Annotated in this window: 17 protein-coding genes and 1 tRNA gene; 2 read left to right on the top strand and 16 right to left on the bottom strand. The window is 52.7% G+C overall.

Features of this window, described 5'->3' with window-relative positions; all coding sequences use genetic code 11:
• The first annotated feature begins 174 nt into the window (after positions 1-174).
• The gene (locus KGZ93_00620) at positions 175-597 is read left to right on the top strand and encodes a hypothetical protein (GenBank protein MBS3908128.1); all 423 of its coding nucleotides are present in this window, start codon (positions 175-177) and stop codon (positions 595-597) included.
• A 580-nt stretch (positions 598-1,177) separates the two neighbouring features.
• Here the strand turns inward: KGZ93_00620 and KGZ93_00615 are convergent.
• From KGZ93_00615 to KGZ93_00540, 16 genes are all read right to left on the bottom strand, one after another.
• Positions 1,178-1,525, bottom strand: coding sequence for a hypothetical protein (locus tag KGZ93_00615; protein ID MBS3908127.1), 348 nt, complete (start codon positions 1,523-1,525; stop codon positions 1,178-1,180).
• A gap of 169 nt (positions 1,526-1,694) precedes the next feature.
• Positions 1,695-2,843 (bottom strand): hypothetical protein, encoded by a 1,149-nt coding sequence (locus tag KGZ93_00610; protein MBS3908126.1) that lies wholly within the window; start codon positions 2,841-2,843, stop codon positions 1,695-1,697.
• Between the two features lie 699 nt (positions 2,844-3,542).
• Complete coding sequence (locus KGZ93_00605; protein MBS3908125.1) at positions 3,543-3,962, bottom strand: ParB N-terminal domain-containing protein; 420 nt, start codon at positions 3,960-3,962, stop codon at positions 3,543-3,545.
• A gap of 508 nt (positions 3,963-4,470) precedes the next feature.
• The gene (locus KGZ93_00600; GenBank protein MBS3908124.1) at positions 4,471-4,773 is read right to left on the bottom strand and encodes a HigA family addiction module antidote protein; all 303 of its coding nucleotides are present in this window, start codon (positions 4,771-4,773) and stop codon (positions 4,471-4,473) included.
• A 10-nt stretch (positions 4,774-4,783) separates the two neighbouring features.
• The gene (locus KGZ93_00595) at positions 4,784-5,065 is read right to left on the bottom strand and encodes a type II toxin-antitoxin system RelE/ParE family toxin (protein ID MBS3908123.1); all 282 of its coding nucleotides are present in this window, start codon (positions 5,063-5,065) and stop codon (positions 4,784-4,786) included.
• Positions 5,066-5,243: 178 nt separating this feature from the next.
• Positions 5,244-5,317: transfer RNA gene (locus tag KGZ93_00590), tRNA-Ile, on the bottom strand.
• A 130-nt stretch (positions 5,318-5,447) separates the two neighbouring features.
• Complete coding sequence (locus KGZ93_00585; GenBank protein MBS3908122.1) at positions 5,448-6,392, bottom strand: radical SAM protein; 945 nt, start codon at positions 6,390-6,392, stop codon at positions 5,448-5,450.
• Positions 6,393-6,545: 153 nt separating this feature from the next.
• The gene (locus KGZ93_00580) at positions 6,546-6,992 is read right to left on the bottom strand and encodes an ATP-binding protein (protein ID MBS3908121.1); all 447 of its coding nucleotides are present in this window, start codon (positions 6,990-6,992) and stop codon (positions 6,546-6,548) included.
• The gene (locus KGZ93_00575) at positions 6,985-7,341 is read right to left on the bottom strand and encodes an STAS domain-containing protein (protein MBS3908120.1); all 357 of its coding nucleotides are present in this window, start codon (positions 7,339-7,341) and stop codon (positions 6,985-6,987) included. The genes KGZ93_00580 and KGZ93_00575 overlap by 8 nt, the downstream gene beginning before the upstream one ends.
• A gap of 334 nt (positions 7,342-7,675) precedes the next feature.
• A complete protein-coding gene (gene rmuC / locus KGZ93_00570) occupies positions 7,676-8,698 on the bottom strand; it encodes a DNA recombination protein RmuC (protein ID MBS3908119.1) in 1,023 nt (340 codons plus the stop codon).
• Positions 8,699-8,838: 140 nt separating this feature from the next.
• On the bottom strand, positions 8,839-9,360 hold the full coding sequence (locus KGZ93_00565; GenBank protein MBS3908118.1) for a 6-carboxytetrahydropterin synthase: 522 nt from the start codon (positions 9,358-9,360) through the stop codon (positions 8,839-8,841).
• Between the two features lie 52 nt (positions 9,361-9,412).
• Positions 9,413-10,636: an acetoin utilization protein AcuC gene (locus tag KGZ93_00560; protein MBS3908117.1), complete on the bottom strand. Its 1,224-nt coding sequence runs from the start codon at positions 10,634-10,636 to the stop codon at positions 9,413-9,415.
• 150 nt (positions 10,637-10,786) lie between these two features.
• Positions 10,787-11,335, bottom strand: coding sequence for a hypothetical protein (locus KGZ93_00555; protein MBS3908116.1), 549 nt, complete (start codon positions 11,333-11,335; stop codon positions 10,787-10,789).
• 169 nt (positions 11,336-11,504) lie between these two features.
• Entirely contained in the window at positions 11,505-12,695 is a 1,191-nt protein-coding gene (locus KGZ93_00550) for a HAMP domain-containing protein (protein ID MBS3908115.1), read from the bottom strand.
• Entirely contained in the window at positions 12,688-13,383 is a 696-nt protein-coding gene (locus tag KGZ93_00545; protein ID MBS3908114.1) for a response regulator transcription factor, read from the bottom strand. Before KGZ93_00545 ends, KGZ93_00550 begins: the two co-directional genes overlap by 8 nt.
• Before the next feature lie 255 nt (positions 13,384-13,638).
• A complete protein-coding gene (locus KGZ93_00540; GenBank protein ID MBS3908113.1) occupies positions 13,639-14,178 on the bottom strand; it encodes a hypothetical protein in 540 nt (179 codons plus the stop codon).
• A 262-nt stretch (positions 14,179-14,440) separates the two neighbouring features.
• Between KGZ93_00540 and KGZ93_00535 the strand changes: the two genes are divergently transcribed.
• Positions 14,441-14,759 (top strand): MCP four helix bundle domain-containing protein (locus KGZ93_00535; GenBank protein ID MBS3908112.1); only part of this gene is annotated, 319 nt, incomplete at its 3' end.

Raw genomic sequence — 14,759 nt, 5'->3', positions numbered from 1 at the left:
CGGCGAAAGTCACATACGTCACCACGCCCCAGAGTCGACAGTTGTTATGCATAACGCGCGGCAAACACCCTTGCGCGAAGTGCTACGCCGCACTAAAAAAATATCTTCTCAGGGTGTGTCTATGGTACGATTAACTCAGCCAATATGGACAAGCACGCCCTTGGGAGCAGAGCAATGAGAGATTTCTTAGACTGGTTCGGCAACGCGAAGTGGGTCGTGAAAATACCGCTCATCTTGACAGCCTCGATTATCATCCTGGGTGTTTTATGGTTTGGGGCGTCTTCGCTCTCCGACGTCGGCTCGGAACAAAATACCGGCTACGATGTCGAGTACAGCGTAACCGGCAGCTCCAAACGAGCGATAATCACTTACACCAATGAAAAGGGCTGGACCAATAAGCTAGAAACAGCCGTACCCTGGCGATGGAAATCCCCTGCCGGCGCTCCGGCCGGCACCTCTTTATACGTATCGGCGCAAGCTAGGGATTCCGGCTCAATAAAGGTCGAGATAATCGTCGACGGCAAGGTCTGGAAAGAGCAAGAAAACTTCGGACCCTTCGTTATGGCGACCGCTTCGGGCTATGCCGGCGACAAATAACGCTGTGCCGCAAATAGTGCCGCTATGGGTATAATATAGGTGCCGTTGTCGGTCGGTCTATGGTATAGTATCTTATCAGCCCAGTATGTCTTGGAGTAATTCTTAGAAACTTTAATAACCCTTAAGCCCTATGCCAACCGGCAGCATCACAGCAATAGTCGAAACAGAAATAGCCAGACCAACGACCGTCCGCGATAGCGGCTATCATAAAATACCGCTAAAACGCGGGCACTACGTTAGCAAATAGACGTTTTTGGCAAGAAATCAAGTAAAGGAGGCGATACATTTGAAAAAGATGCTGTATTTCTTGGTAGCGGTAGCCATCGGGGGCGCTCTAGTCTTCTGGTACCAGCCAATTGTCTCGAGCTGGCTCAGGTTAAAACGTTTAGGCGTCTTATAGGCGGGTTATATATAGCTTCTCTCTAGTAGCACGGCAAAGACAGCCGGCAATTTGTCGGACGGTTTCAAACAAGTCGATGGGATTCCGACGCCGGCACAGGCCGGCGCTCGCAATGAAATCCGTGGTTTCGCTGAAGACGTAGATATTCAAAACCAAGCCGCTAAAGCGCGGCTTGGTTTTTTAATTTGAGCTTTTGAGCCCCGCTTCGACGGCGCGCACTATCTCCGCCTCATCGATCTCGACGGTCTTGCCGGCAATCGCCAATGAATATATATCGTCCGGTTTGGCTGTAAGTTTGCCGTATAGCCAATTGGCAAACATCTCGACCGAACAGTTCTCATCGAAATCGACGGCAAGGTCGATAACCTCGGTCCACTCCGTAGAATCCTCATTCTCTATCAGGCTTTGCGAGCCGACAACGGCGCCACCTGGTATGGCCTTCGGATACCGGCTCGGAAACCTGCGGGTATCGAAGAGCCTAAGCCCCAACTCATAATCGCGAGTGATGATTCTGACTTCTATCCGCACAGAAAACGCCTTCCTTTAAGCGGCCCCACCAACACCGGGTCGGCCTCGGCTCATTACATTTTATGAACCTGCCGGCTATTTTACCATATAATCCGGGACATCATCGCGTCTGGAAGAATAGCCGGTCGCCGCGGCAATGATAATAATCGCTTAAGCGGGTTGCTGCGGTTTAAAACCGGTAGATCGCAGCCAGGCCCGTGCGCGTCGGCATCTTCTCGGCGGGGACGACCACAACCTGGCCGCCCATCTTTAAAACCCGTTCCCCAAGGTCGTCGAGGAGGTCGTCGACGTCGGGGGCGACCAATTCGTCGAAGTCAATCCGACCGGTCTCGGCGTCGAGCCTTCCGGGAATCCGGCGTTCGGCCTCGATAAGAAGTGTCGCCACCTTGCCGCCGACAGCCGCTTCGCCTACCGCGGCCAGGTCACCAGAGCCGAGCCCCTTGGAACTCGCCGCCCCGAATGCCTCGACCAGCGCGGCGAGCCGGGCGAGATAATGGGGCTCGACAGCCCGCCAGGCGCGGTCGCGGAGTATATCTATCGGCAGGGCGCCGGTATGGATGTCGATTCCCTCGGCCAACAGAAGCGGGTTGCGGCTGACCCGGCGGAAAAGACTGCCGCTCTCCGGCAGCGCCGCCAACAATAAAGGCAGGCCCGATGGTCGCGAGTGATGTTCCAAGACGGCGCGGTCGACGGCGCGGAAGAATCGCTCCGCGTCGATGTCGACCTCGTCCTGCTTCGCGCTGTGGCCGTGGTACGTCGCGGGCTCGGCGCCCCCCGTACCGTAGGAGGCGACGGTTTGCTGCGGCTCGGTCAATTCCTCGCCCAGCGCTTCAGTAAGAGTTCGCGGGACGCCTGGGGCCGGCTCGACCTCGTCTAAAGCGTCGCGGTTGCCCTCGAATAGCCTGATTTCGTGCCGGTCAAGACCGAGGACCTGGTAGCGGTCGGCCGACTGAACGATGCGCATCAGGGGCTTGATGTGAAAGCTGTCGGCCACGACGACCAACTCACCAACCGGGCGCTGGAGTCGGTATGCTCGAAACATTCCGGGCGCGCCCAGCGCGGCCAATCCGTCAAGGGTGTGGCTCCAGAAGTCGTGATCTTCGGCCAAAGCCCGGAACGGCTCCAGAAGCGGTTGGACTTCGCGCGTCGGATACTTCTGTCGCAGCGACTCCTCCATCACCTTCAAGAGGTTTCTAAACCGTATCAGGTCCTGGCCGCTTTCCGGCTGATACCGATGAGTCGGCTGGTAGAGTGAGAGGCATGGCGGCTCATGAGTTTCAAAATACCCTGATAAGTAATCGCTAATAAGTGAGTCCATGGTCTATGACCCTCCCCGTGAAATTCTTCCGAAATGGACGGCCGGTTTAGCGGTAACCCACCACGGACAATAGAATTGCTTAATAGGGATATACCTCATCGGATATAAATCCAAAACGACATCATGAGAAATGGTGGGATGGTAGAATGGCTATCTACCGGTCATTAAGCGGGATATATGCCCGGCGCGGCGCGACACTCTTGTAAGCCGGAAACAGAAATTCTTTTATCTTTCCATTCGTAGGACCTATTTACTGGAGTGGGCCAAAAGCTCTGGTATTCATATTCTTTGTTCCAGAAGTGTTTTTTATAACTCCCAGCAATAAAACTGTTTGATTTTTGCATGTTTTTCATAGCTTTCGGTAAAGTGAGTTGCAATATGTATTTCTATATTGCAAGTTTCTTAATTTTTGCCGGCGCTCTCGACAGGATCGGTCCAGGGAGTTATGATAACGATAGCTTTGGTGGGCTCCCTTCCTTGACCTTCGGCGAAAAAGATACGAGGAAGAGGGCTTCTCCTTTCTAGACAAACTTCTCTTTCTATCTTAGATCAAGGATCGATAATTTTAAATTAATCAGGGTATTATTAGCGTAGTAACTACCACTAGAGGAACAATTAATTTGCCCAGAATCGGACGGTTATTGCTCAATTAATGTGGCCGGGGACAATTAGATGGCCCCTTGTCCTTAACGGCTTGAGTTATTTCAGTTTGCTGTTCCAATATTCAATATAGGTGGTATAAGCCTTTTTGGAAGTTAGGAATCTCATATGCTGCTCAACATTGAGTCTGTACGCTAGCATACTTTTTATTCCCATCCTACGCGCTTTTTCCATTCTGTGATTGCCATCAATCAAGTTATATTGCCCTGGAGAAATTTCTGCCATTATTACAGGCCGAGAAATCTCAACGGAATCCATATGTGACTCGTTGATAGATGAAAAACCTTCGAAGAAATCGCTTACCGCTGACTCTTCAAGAGTTATGTCGTTGGGGTGTTTTTGAATATATTGGCGCATTTTTGTGATATTAAACTCGAAAATACCATTTGGAAACAGCTCATCTCCGGTATCAACGGGGCATGGAGTGAAATTATTATCGACTTTCAACATTTTTGCCAATTAGAACTCCTCTATATCAAGAGATTATTTTATCTTTATCGCTGCTTGTTGTTTGGACTCCGGCTTTACCCATCAGTTACGGGCAAGCGGATCGCTGATTTTTCCATAGGACGAACTTGGTATCCTCGCATTTACCACCTGCGCCGCCATTTATCGCGGTATCTTGGCGGCTCGGCGATAGGTTCGTCCGGCTCCTCCGCTCTTTCTGCGATAAATGTCCCCAATGGGAGTATACTTTATAACCTGCGGGTTGGATTCGCACGACTGGACAACGAGGCCACCTTATTTCTCGCTCCCCGGCTTAGCGGATGGTCGACAGCTAAAAACTCATACGATGTCGAGCTATGATCTGAAGTAAAGCCCTTCCGAACACTGTCTCCCGCTGAACGTCCCAGCCTCGGCTGGGCATACGGATAGTTACCTTTCTTCTTACCATAATTCTCTTCCGTAGTCATCTATAACGCGTAATAAACCCACCAAATTACCGCTGCTTGCCAGTGGTTCACTTCTATCCAACATCAGCACGTTTCTTTACTTCCCGCTCTAGCCTCTCACCCAGTGCTTCTGTAGTAACATCGAGATCGTACTGAGCTTGCAAGCCGAGCCAGAACTCAGCAGAGGTGCCAAAGAACCTGGCAAGCCTCAGCGCTGTGTCTGCGGTAATGCTTCGCTTGCCGAGGACAATCTCATTTATCCTTCTCGCTGGTACCCCGATATTTATGGCAAGCCTATTCTGGCTCATACCCATAGGCTTGAGAAACTCTTCTAAGAGGACCTCACCGGGATGTACTGAATGTAGCTTTTTCTTCATGGTGCTCCTTTTAATGGTAATCCGTTATTTCGATTTCATAGGCATCTGCGTCCCGCCACCGAAAACAGATACGCCATTGATCGTTGATTCTAATGCTTAACTGTCCTTCGCGGCCTCCTTTAAGCCTCTCTAATCTGTTGGCCGGTGGGATTCGCAAATCATTAAGGTTCTTGGCGTTATTTATCATCCGCAGTTTTCGCAAAGCAACCTGCTGAATATTTCGAGGTAGCTTGTTGGAGCCCTCGCGACTATAGACCTTTTCTGTTTCTTTGTCCTTGAATGATTTTATCATCGGCCTAATGTTATAACGTGACGCGTTAAACGTCAATCGTTAAATTCCGACAGTTGCATCTTCACCGTAATCATTGAATACACTTTTAAAACAAAAAAGTTCGAGTCCGATGAACCCTCTATCCTTCCAGCAAAAGAAAATGGCTTGTGAAAGGCATTTTTCACAAGCCAAAGTGGTGTGGGCCCTGTAGGATTCGAACCTACGACCAAGGGATTATGAGTCCCCTGCTCTGACCAGCTGAGCTAAGGGCCCGATATGCGATTGTCGCGTCTGAATAATTTAAATCCTCGCGCATCACTTGCAGAAGCAACCACGCCAGGATTCGGCATATAAACTTTAGCAAGACCAAGGTTGAAAATCAAGTGCGATTAGGCTGCCTGTCTCAATCATTCTCGTCGCCGCGGAATCGCCCGGCGCGTGGTTCGAGGTGGTCGAGCCTGGTCAAACCAGCCGCGAGCGCTGCGTCGACCGCCGCCGTGAACTCCTCCTTCGTAATCCTTCTGTCGAGCGGCGGGTTGTCATGCGCCTTGTAGCACGGGTAATACTGGTCCATCACGTTGACGTAGGTGTCTTTCGACACCTCTTCGGCAAGAAACTTCATGGCCTCGGGCGAACCCGCAAGCCCTTCCGGCAGCACGAGGTGGCGTACAAGAAGCCCGCGCACCGCTATGCCTCGCTCATCGACAACAAGGTCACCGACTTGGCGGTGCATCTCCTTTACGGCGGCTTTGACGACCCCCGGGTAATCCTTGATGCCCGACAAGCGCTTGGCGGTAGCAGCGTCCATATACTTGATGTCCGGCATATATATGTCGACCACGCCGTCGAGCAACGCCAAAGCCTCGAGGCTGTCGTAGCCGCCCGTGTTGTAGACGAGCGGCGCCCCTAAACCCCGCCGAGCCGCGATTACCAGCGCCTCGAGTATCTGGGCAATTACATGACTTGGCGTCACAAAGTTTATATTATGGCAGCCGCTATCCCGCAAATCGAGCATCATCTTCGCAAGCTGGTCCGCACTCGCCGCGCGACCATGGCGAAGCCGGCTGATATCGTAGTTCTGGCAAAAGAGGCAGCGCATGTTGCATGACGCAAAAAAGATAGTGCCCGAGCCTCCCCGCCCGACCAGTGGGCGCTCCTCCCCAAAGTGCGGCCCAAAGCTGCTTACGATAGCATCCCGCCCAGTACAGCAGACTCCTTTATCGCCCGCCGTCCGGTCGACGCCGCACGCCCAGGGACACAGCTCACAAACCTCAAGAGCCGCAAGCGCTTTCTCGGCCCTTGCCTCAAGTATTCCCTTTTTATAGAGTTCGACATATCCGGCTACCACCACACATCACCGCATATACCATAACATGGGAACCATAAATGTAAATATCTTATCGTGCCTTTCAACAACAAGCGCAACGGATTATAATGACGCCCGTAATAGTAAGCCCGGGAAGGCCATGGAATGGCGGTAGCAATGGAGGTTTGGGAAATATTACGCGGTGCTCGGCTCCGCCACATCGAGCATGGCTTTGTTTTTTACCTTGACCAAACGAACCTTGGTGCCGGTCAGGCCTTCGGTGATGTTTACTTCATCCATTAGTGCGGTCATCAAGAAAATACCTCGGCCTCGATGGCTCGGCCTACCGTCCGTCACCGGCAAGCGGGCTTTGAAAACGCCTTCATCGATGACCTCTATCGATATTCTTTCGGAATCGCATGTGATGGATACCTTAATATGGCTCTGCTCGCCCTGCGGCGAACCATGCTCTATAGCGTTGGCCGCGGCCTCGCTCACCGCCACCTTCAGCTGATATAACTCGTTCTCATCGAAACCGCAAGCAGCGGCCATCGCCTCCACCTCTTCTCTTATTAAAGAGAGGTTCTTGGTGTGGCTATCCAGCCTGAGTTCTTTTTCGAGAACGGACTCTTTCTTAACCACTTTTGTCTCCAGACATATCCGCGAGGGCTTCATCGAGTGATGAATAGAGCGCAAAGGCTTGTACGAGCTTTGTTATTCCGACGATTTCAAGTATTTTCAAGACATTCTTATCGATGACGATGAGGCCGACCTTGCCTCCAAGAGGCGTCGTTCTTTGAATGCTCAGGATTATCAAGGCAACGCCCGCGCTATCGATATAACTTACATCCGAGAAATCCAGGATAATCGACGCATGGCCGGTGTCGATAAACTCCATTACCCTGTGCTCAAGCTCGGGAACGGCGAAGTGGTCTATCTCTCCACTCACACCTATTATTGGAATATCGCCGAGTTTTATTTGAACATCCAAGTCCCCGCTCCTATGCGCTAAAAACCCCTAATACCATGTCAATTCCTTCTTACCCAATAATACCTGCCGTTTTAACACTGCTCGCGACCCACGGGACAGCCGTGTTCTTATTTATGATTCGGCAAATACGAGTCGAGCTTCACCCCTAAACGCAATATTGTTTGAACCCATGCATATCCGTTGCTTACACAATCGGCGATTATTAAGGTATTGTTATCTACGCTGAGTTGTTACTTGTTATCAAAGTGTGTTCCCATTTTTAATATGAAATAAGCAACCGCATGGTAATAATTCCGGCGATGCCTAATATCGATGAACTCGTCGGGCGGGTCGGTTACGCGTCACGGTTGTGGCCGGCTATCCCGTAGGGGTCGCGTTCTTCGGGGTCGACGCGCTCTTCTATCGCGTGCTCCCTCTCGGATGTCTGCAGGTACACCACGGATGCTCGCAATCGCGAGATTATCTGCTTGTACTCGCCGTAGGCGTTGTTTATCATCGTCGCGCCCCGGGCGATTTTGTTCTCGAGGACTTGCTCCATCTCGTCGAGCTGGCGCCCTATCGTTATCAGGTGGCTCTGCAGGTTCTCCATGTCGATAGAGCGCGAATATTGCAGGTGGAGGCTGTAGAAGGTCAAGACATACGGGATGGTCATGCTATATGACATTAAGATGACCTGCCGCTTGTATGCTTCGAGGTAGGCGCGTTTACAGACGGTGAAGACGGCATCGGGTACCGCCGCCACCGCCCACGGAGCCGTGACATCGGGGTCGATATACTGGCAGACCTCTCTTACGCGACGGGTCACCTCACGCTCTATCTGATCAATTAAGCCGAGGCGAACACGCTCGTCTCTCTCCTCTTCGAGCGCTATCAAGAGATTGCTCGCCGGCCACTTCGAATCAATCGGGAGCACCCGCCGGTCCGACAGGATAAGACCGAACTCGACGACCTTTCCGTTTACGCTGAAGTTGTGCGCGATCATCTCGCGAGGAAAGAGTTTAAATATCTCGTTTAATATATTCTCGCCCGCCTGTCCCTTGGAGTAGCTCCCGACTATTACGCTTTCCAGGCGCTTTACGACGTTGCGGCTCTCCTCTTCGAGATGTTTGCGGGCCTCGTAATCGGTTTTCAGGCTTTCTATGGTGCGCTGGGTTTTGAGTATCTCTTCGCGAATAAAGTTCTGCGACCTATCGCCGAACTCGACGCTCGATTTCATCTCCTGGATTAGAAGATTTTGCCGCTCAAGGGTATCGCGGAGCGCGGAGGTATCCGAGGGGGCCTTTCTGAAGGCTAAAGAGACTACCGCGACAACCAGTACCACGACGAGCGCGAGTAATGCGACATTTGCTGTGTCCATAGCTCTCCAATAGTGCGACCAATCCGATGGCGCGACCAATCGCAATGGCATTTGTGCTGCTGATAGATTAAACGGCAAACCGGGTTCGACGCCGGTCGAGTAGCCGCGGATGCCGCGCCGCCCCTGCGGGATAGCCGGCCTTACAGCATATCCCGTTTATAATACGCAGTCTGACCAGGTGATTCCTCGACGCCTATCGTAATCGAGGTTATATTGTCCGCCCGCATATCGAGAAGGTCCTCGCGTATCTTCTCCGATAGATAAAACGCGAGCAATTCGGCTGTGCAGTTCTTTATCGGCAAAATCAAGACATCCGATGCCGGAAATATGAACCGCTTATCCCTGAATACCACCTCGACGGCGCCGTTCGATTCGGCTATGGCGACCAGGTCGTTCTTGGAGGGTATGAGCGTCTTATGGTCGAGTTCGTCGCAGTGGTTCTCCGCAAATTCCTTAAGAACTGTAAAGTCGAAGATATAGCCGATATCGTCGAGTTCACCCTCCAAATCGACGGATACCGCATAATTGTGCCCATGCAGACGCTCGCACTTCTCGCCGAATATCAAGAAATGAGCGGAACTGAATTTTAGATAATCTTTTTCGACATGTATCGAGTATTTGCCCATGGTAAAAAGAGTATTGCGCTTAGCCTCTTTTGTCAATATCGCGTCGCGTCGCGCTAAGACGGTGAGTCTCCGAACGAACCCTTGCGGTTTAGCCGGTGCCCAGTCCTAAATATGGGAAGAGCTGTCGCTTTACCTGCTCGATGGTCCGCTCGGTCTTTGCCTGAAGGTCCGCCGCGGCCCCCGCAATCGGCTCATCGCGCAACTTGCGCGGGCATTCAAAACGGGCGTGGCTCGCGCACATTTCGCGCCACGGCCCCGGAAGGTCATCGTCTAAACCGACCGAGGCGACCTCGGCGGTAAGGAGCGCCCATGCTCGCGGCACGACCTCATATATCCGATACCCGCCACCCCCGAGGGCGACCAGTTTGCCTCCCGAAACCTCATGGGCCAGCTGATGGATTCTCGCGTACATATGCTCATAGGCGTTGGTAGTCAGGCTCATGCTCGCCAGAGGGTCGGTATGATGGGAATCACAACCGTTCTGCGAGACAATCAGGTCGGGTTTGAACGCCCGGACAACCGGCGGGACCACCTCGTCGAAAGCTCGCAGGTATAGCTCGTCATAAATCCCGGGCTCGAATGGGACGTTTACCGAATAGCCCTCGCCCTCGCCCGTTCCAATCTCTTCGATAAAGCCGGTCCCAGGGAAAAGGTAGCGTCCGCTCTCGTGAAGCGATAGGGTCAGGACGTCGGAGCGATCATAGAACGCCCATTGGACACCGTCGCCGTGGTGGGCATCGATGTCGATATATAGAACGCGCGCGCCGTAGTGTTTGACGGCGTAATCGATAGCGCAAGCGGGGTCGTTATAGACGCAAAAACCCGAGGCTCGGTCGGCAAGAGCGTGATGAAGCCCTCCCGAGATGCTGACCGAGTGAGCCGTCTGTCCGCTCATTACCATTTCCGTCGCGACTATCGCGCTTCCGGTAATAAGACCCGCCGCCTCGTGCATACCTTTGAATGCCGGATTGTCGCCGGCGCCTATGCCAAACTTCGGCCCGTACACCGAATCGTCGGCGCCGTACATCGACGGGTCCCCGAACGCATCGCCGGTCTCACTTATTTTCTTTACCGCCTCGATATAGCGGGCCGTGTGTACCCCCAGCAGCTCTTCATCGGTCGCCATACGACCGGGCAACAGCCTTACCTGAGGTTTGTAAAACACGCCATAGGCCTTTAATAGCTCATAGGTCAACATCAAGCGAATAGGCTGAAGTGGGTGCGAAGGTGAAAAATTGTAATCTAAGAATTCATCGCCATAGATAAACGCAACCGATTCGCCGCCGCCGGCACATAAACCCTTCTGATCCATTGCCTCCACCCTTTGTCCCGAAGTAGTCCCAAAACAGCTATCCCACATTATACAGAGGGCTTGAGTTTTTGACAAAAAGCAGGTGCCCGCGGCTGGGTGTCTCTCGAAGACAAGGCGCATTTTACGCTCAAGCGGCAAGATTTCAGAAGACTATTTGCTTCTAAGGATAAGAAAGAGGCCCGCGATAAGGGTGAGCGCGCTCAGCATTAGAGGCATATACACAGGGACGATAACCGGCATCGGCACAAGCGCGATGACGTCTTTAGAGAGCAGAGAGGTCGGCCACTTAATAATAGCGTAGAGAAACGCATAGTAAAGAACGCCCCACAATCCGACGACAAAAAACATCAAGGAGACGCGTTCGCTCCATTTCTTCCCTATCATGTATACGGCGGCTCCTACCAGCGCCAACATGGCGACTTGACGTATCTGCTCCGTTGCCAGAAGGTTCATGTCTACGAGTATCTTGAGGGCGAGGTCCTGCTTTAATACCATCAAGTCGCCGAATTTAAAAACGATGTCCTGTTTGTTCAGGCCCCATGACGGAAGCAAGGTCTTTATGTTATAAATCTCGCGCAGGTATACGGAAGAAGCGGCGTTAAGAAAAGCGACCGTTGTGGCGATTACGACCAGTGAGGTAAACTTAGCCTTGGCCTTGCGGCTCTTTTTCTTTTTGACTTTCTTCGTGAGGTTTCCCATCAATTCACCGTCTGTTGCTACGACTTATGCTTTATCCAATCGGCTGTTATCGACGCTATCGCGAACTTTCTTTCTGGTTAAAAACATACTCGACCTGCCTGCTAAAAACAAGCCTATGCCTAACAATAAGACGCAGGCCTGCTTCGCTCTTGATAAGAACGCTTGTCGGCTAGACAGCCGCCCGCTCTCCCATCACGCCGTCGTTGTGCTCACCGGCTTGGATGGCGGGTAGCGTAAACGAGAAAATGCTGCCTGCCTCCAACTCGCTCTTCGCCCAGACCCGTCCACCATGCGCCTCGACCAGATGCTTGACTATCGCCAGGCCGATGCCGGAGCCGCCCGACACACGCGCCCGCGACTCATCGACCCTATAGAAATGATTGAATACGTACGGAAGGTCTTCCTTGGATATCCCTTCGCCCGAATCCTCGACCGAAACCAAAACCGCGGGGTTATCGACGCCTCCGCCTATCGTGCAGTCGACCGTAGCGCTGATTTTAACCGTATCCCCGCCCGCCGTATACTGAAACGCGTTGGCTATTAGATTATAGAGCACCTGGCTAATCCTATCGCTATCGACATTGACAGGCGGCAAGTCCTCACCTATCTCCACTTCGAGACGCTTCGACTCCTCGACGGCCCTCGGCCTGAACATCTCGACGACCTGCCGGATGATATAGCCGATATTGGCGCGCTCCTTTTCGAGTCGGAGTTGCTTCTCCTCGGCCAGCGCGAGGTCTCTTAAGTCATTTAGAAGCCTCGACAAAAGCAAAGTCTCCGTGTGGATAGCGGCCAGCTTCTTTTGGCTCGGCTCTATCACCCCGTCGAGCATGGCCTCGATATTGCCGCGCACCACAGTCAACGGTGTCTTCAGCTCGTGAACGATATCTCCGAGCAGCCGCCGGCGAAGCTGGTTATTCCTCTCGAGACTCACGGCCATCTTGTTGAAAGAGGTCGCCAACTGCCCGATTTCGTCTTTCGTGTTTACCTCGACGCGATGGGTTAAGTCACCCTGGGCTATTTTTTTTGCGGCTGCCGCAAGCTCGTGCAACGGCGCCGTTAAGCGCTTGGCGAACAAAACGCCGAAAAGCGCCGCGACCAACGCGGTCACGATGCCGGTAATCCAAATCCATTCGTTGACCGACTGCAGAAAACCCTCCTCTAACGGGCCGATAAGGTTGGCCAACATCCGCGCGCGCATACCGCCATGCCCGCCCGCCTGCCCGGCAAAGGGTCCGCTTATAAGATAGTCATTGAACTGTAGACCGATTACCCGGTTGATTATCGCCGAGACCGCGGTAATCGAAACCAGCGCGATCAGCGTAAATGTAATCGTAAGCCTCGCGGCTAAACTACTCATCGTCGCTTTCCTCCATTCTATAGCCGACACCGAAGACGGTTACGATATACCGCGGTCTCTTCGGGTTGGCCTCTATCTTCTGGCGAAGATTCTTAACATGCGCGTCGATTGTCCGCTCGTATCCTTCGAAAGAATACCCTTGTATGTAATCGATCAGCTGAAGCCTGGTAAAGACCCTGCCGGGATTTCTCGCCATCGCTTCGAGCAACTTAAATTCCGTAGGAGTAAGCGCGATAGCCTCACCCGCTTTGGTCACCTCATGCTTGGCCAGGTCCATGGCGATTTCGCCTAGCCGTAACTTCTCGGTATTAGCGACCTCGCCGACCGCGCGCCGCAATACCGCTCTCACCCTTGCCAACACCTCGCGCGGACTAAAAGGCTTCGTGATATAGTCGTCCGCGCCTACCTCTAAACATAAAATCTTATCGGTCTCTTCATCTCGCGCGGTGAGCATGATTATCGGTACCGACGAGGTCGCGCGCAACAACTTGCAGACCTCAAACCCGTTTACCTCCGGCAGCATCAAGTCGAGCAAGATAAGGTCGGGCTCGTCTCGTCGCGCAATATCGAGTGCCGCCCGGCCGTCATAGGCCTTCAAGACCTCGTAGTCTTCGCGCTCCAAATAGGCCGCTAAAACCTCGACTATCTCCTTTTCATCGTCGACGACGAGTATTGTGTTCTTGCCCACCGATAAATCAACACCTTACATCGGTCCCTAGTTTAAAAACATGGCGGACCATTTCGTGCCGTGCCGTTCGTCCCCAATATATACTATTTCGGAACTTACCGAAACATCTTGATATCGACCGCCGCGCCGGCCGGCAAGAACACGGTAAAATATAACAATCGGCATCACTATGAGCATCTCGCCTCGGAGCGCTCACCGTGAAGCCGATTGTTGCCGCCGCTTGCCGACCATTCGGTCGGCATATTTATTGTCAACTTAGAGATTGGTCGGTGTGACCGCCGAAGCGTCGCCAAATCCGGCACCAGGGCCTCTGCCGCCCCTCATGCCCGGGCCGCCGCCGGGGCCACCCATACCGCAACCGCCGCCGCCTCTACCGCCTCCGGGTCCGACCGCGGGGTCTTCTATGCGTTCCCGCACTCTTGACTTCATTCTCTCCAACATTTGGTTCTTTTGCTCTTCAGTTAAGTAGCCTGCTTCAACTTTCTCATCGAGGAATCGCTCACGCGAATCCACGATTGCGTCTACTACTTTGTCCTTTTCCACACCCCGCGCCTTGGCGATATCCGCCAAGCTCTGTCCCGCATTGCGCTTCTCGACAATCTCCTCGGACTTGAGCCCTAGAAGTTTCGCCAACTCATCCGCCGCGCCGCCAAAGAAACCACGGCAACCATTTACAATCGCCGATGTGGTAGTCCCTGTGTCGCTATCCTCCGCGGCGAAGGATATACCCGCGACCGTTACAAGTGATATCGACACCACGAGCAACCCGACCAAAAACTTTCTTGAAAATCTCATCTCAGCACCTCCTCTCGGATAATCCTCGCGACACCAAATATACCCCCCGGATGTGAAGACGGTGTGAAGACGGTGTGTGGATGTTGCGAATTTCATGCCGAGGTCGACTTGTCGGCGTGGGCCTGCTGCTCATGTGTGCGCGTCGCCGAAAATTTTTTTAGGTGTTTTAGGTCTATCACCGAAGTTGCCGATAGAAACATACAGAAACAGAGCGTCGCCGGCCAAAACATAACGTCGGTATTGGATTTTGAAGGACTTGCATATGACGGTAGGTAAAAAACTCTTCATAACCATATTTATTCTCTCCGCTTTGGCGGCTGTCATCGGTGTTATGGGCTTGCTCAACCTCAAGAAATTCAATGAAAAAGTCGGCGAACTCGCCTTCGCCGTAGACAGAGTAGACTCAGTACAAAACCAAAGAGTCGAGTTCCAAAGCCTTAACAGCGCGCTCCATAATTACTTGAAAGTTCGCGATGACGCCGCCGCTCAAAAACTCTCCGACAAAATCGTAGCGTTGCGCGAAACTACAGATGGTCTTACAGATGGTCTGAAGGATGCTTCGACCCCCCCCCCCCCCCCCC

The sequence above is a fragment of the Actinomycetota bacterium genome (genome assembly GCA_018333515.1).
Classification (GTDB): Bacteria; Actinomycetota; Aquicultoria; order Aquicultorales; family Aquicultoraceae; genus Aquicultor.
This window is presented reverse-complemented; position numbering and strand designations above follow the sequence as displayed.